At 47.2% G+C, this 1966-nt stretch carries 1 protein-coding gene and 1 pseudogene; one reads left to right on the forward strand and one right to left on the reverse strand.

The genetic code is table 11. The features are described from left to right. Window positions 1–1155: pseudogene (locus GAC_RS05705) on the reverse strand (hypothetical protein); the annotation flags it as partial. 368 nt (window positions 1156–1523) lie between these two features. Between GAC_RS05705 and GAC_RS01735 the strand changes: the two are divergent. Further along, a partial coding sequence (locus GAC_RS01735; protein WP_037349129.1) for a 5-formyltetrahydrofolate cyclo-ligase occupies window positions 1524–1966 on the forward strand: 443 nt, incomplete at its 3' end.

Genomic DNA, 1966 nt, shown 5'->3' on the forward strand with positions numbered 1-1966 from the left:
GGATGCCAGAGAGGTTGGATCCGACTGTGGCACAAGTGGAGATGCGGTATCAGCAGGCAAGTCGGCATCAGGCATATTCACAATAGGCTTTGCAGCGGGAGTTTTCTTGCTAGTAGATGCCAGAGTACTAGGCCATTGCGCTATTGAACTTGCACCTGGGTGTTTGGGAGACCCAAAACGCTGTGGTGCCAGTGGAGATTTAGTGTCAGAAAGTGAGCCAGTTCTAGTGTGTCGCGGCAATAGCGGTAAAGTGGCAGTGAACGGCTCGTCAATGCCCGCCTTAATTTTTGATTCGATGTGTATCCGCGAAGCACCATGCTGCTGCGCACTACTTGACGAAAGTTGCACTCCTTCTGGCAAAGGCGGTAAGTGCTGTTGTGCCGGTGAATGCTCACCCAACTTCCGAGCGGATTTTGAACGTTCTGGTGGCAATGGAGGCAATGCATCAACCGCATTAGTTGCGGCTACAGGTTGTTCAGCAGGCGTTTGCTTGCAAATGAATGATAGTGGGCTGGATTGTGGTGCCAGTGGACCTATATCTGAGTGTTTGGGAGACCCAAAACGCCGCGGTGCGGGTGGGGGCGTAATCTCGGCCTTAGTAGTTATAGTTACAGGTCTTGTAGTGGGCGATTTCTTATTAGTATCTCCAGCCGGAATAAACGGGCCAGGCTGTGGCGCCGATGTGTGCGCTGTATCAACTTCGCTTGCCGCTGTAAGAGGCCTAGCGCCGCCATTATGTAAGTCCTGATGCGGTGCATTTTCCGCTACTGTAGGCCCGTCACATTCTATGGTGCCTAATGATACTTCTTCAGTGGACAAGATTGGATCTTGAGAGATGCGCTCGAGGCTTCTGTCCTCCTTGCCTGCTACGCAAATGCACATGCAGATGATGGTGCATATTACTACTAGGGCATTTACTGCTCCAACTACGGCAAGTCCTGCTGCGGAAAGTTGAGTTGCTGCCACATAGAATGACGCAGCTAGGTATATAACCAACGCAACAAAGACAACTGCCAGTATGATTTTTGTCTTGTCTGCGTGCGTAGTTGCATGGGGCCGCGTACTACCTTGTGATTGCGACGTATCTTCTTGTTCTTCGCTTAAGCCTTCGTGTTGAGCTGGGCTGGTTACAGCTGCGATGTCTTCTCCAATCATTTGTTGCTGCCATTTTAAAATACATGTTTTGAGAAATACGTAGCCTAAACCCAGGTCCCATGTGCTGTTGCATAACAGACACATTTGACCCGTCTTTTGTTTACTAAGTGGAAGATTTAATGTGCAATTTGCAGCATTAAAACCCGTATTTACGTATCTCGCTGAGGAAAATATAACACATATTTAAACAAAAAAGATTTTTTTTAAAAAAAGTGTCTTTATTACAACACTAACGGGAATTGCCGCGGTGCTATTACGATTTTTAATTACAATTAGCCGATGTTCTGGTAATAATGTTTTCGCCCGGATGCCAAAACATGGTTACCATGGCTTACGGTTTTGTGGTTGTGTGAAAGGATCTCACTTTTATGGAAGAAAAATCCCTTCTGAGGGGCCATTACCGCGGCTTACGTAGAAGCATTTTTGATGTACGCAAGGCAGCGGAAATGCTTAAAGAGAATTGCATGCGCAATGTGAAACTGCGTAAAGGCGGGACAGTAGCAGGATATATACCGCGTGATGGGGAAATAGACGTATTACCACTCATGCAGTTCGTGAAAGAGGAGGGTAATACCGTACTCGTACCGGTCGTGCAACAAGGAAGCAGGCTTTTGGCCTTCAAGCGCTGGAACTGTTACGCTTCAGGTGAAGAAACTATCATTCCCGAAGTGCTGTTTGTTCCGCTTGTAGCATTTGACCGAAGTTTAAACAGATTAGGCTTTGGTGGAGGATATTACGACTATACAATAGCATTCTTTAGGCGTAGTTTTCGGTGCCTATGCATAGGGGTTGCGTATAATGCGCAGCTTCA

The organism is Anaplasma marginale str. Florida (assembly GCF_000215485.1).
GTDB lineage: Bacteria > Pseudomonadota > Alphaproteobacteria > Rickettsiales > Anaplasmataceae > Anaplasma > Anaplasma marginale.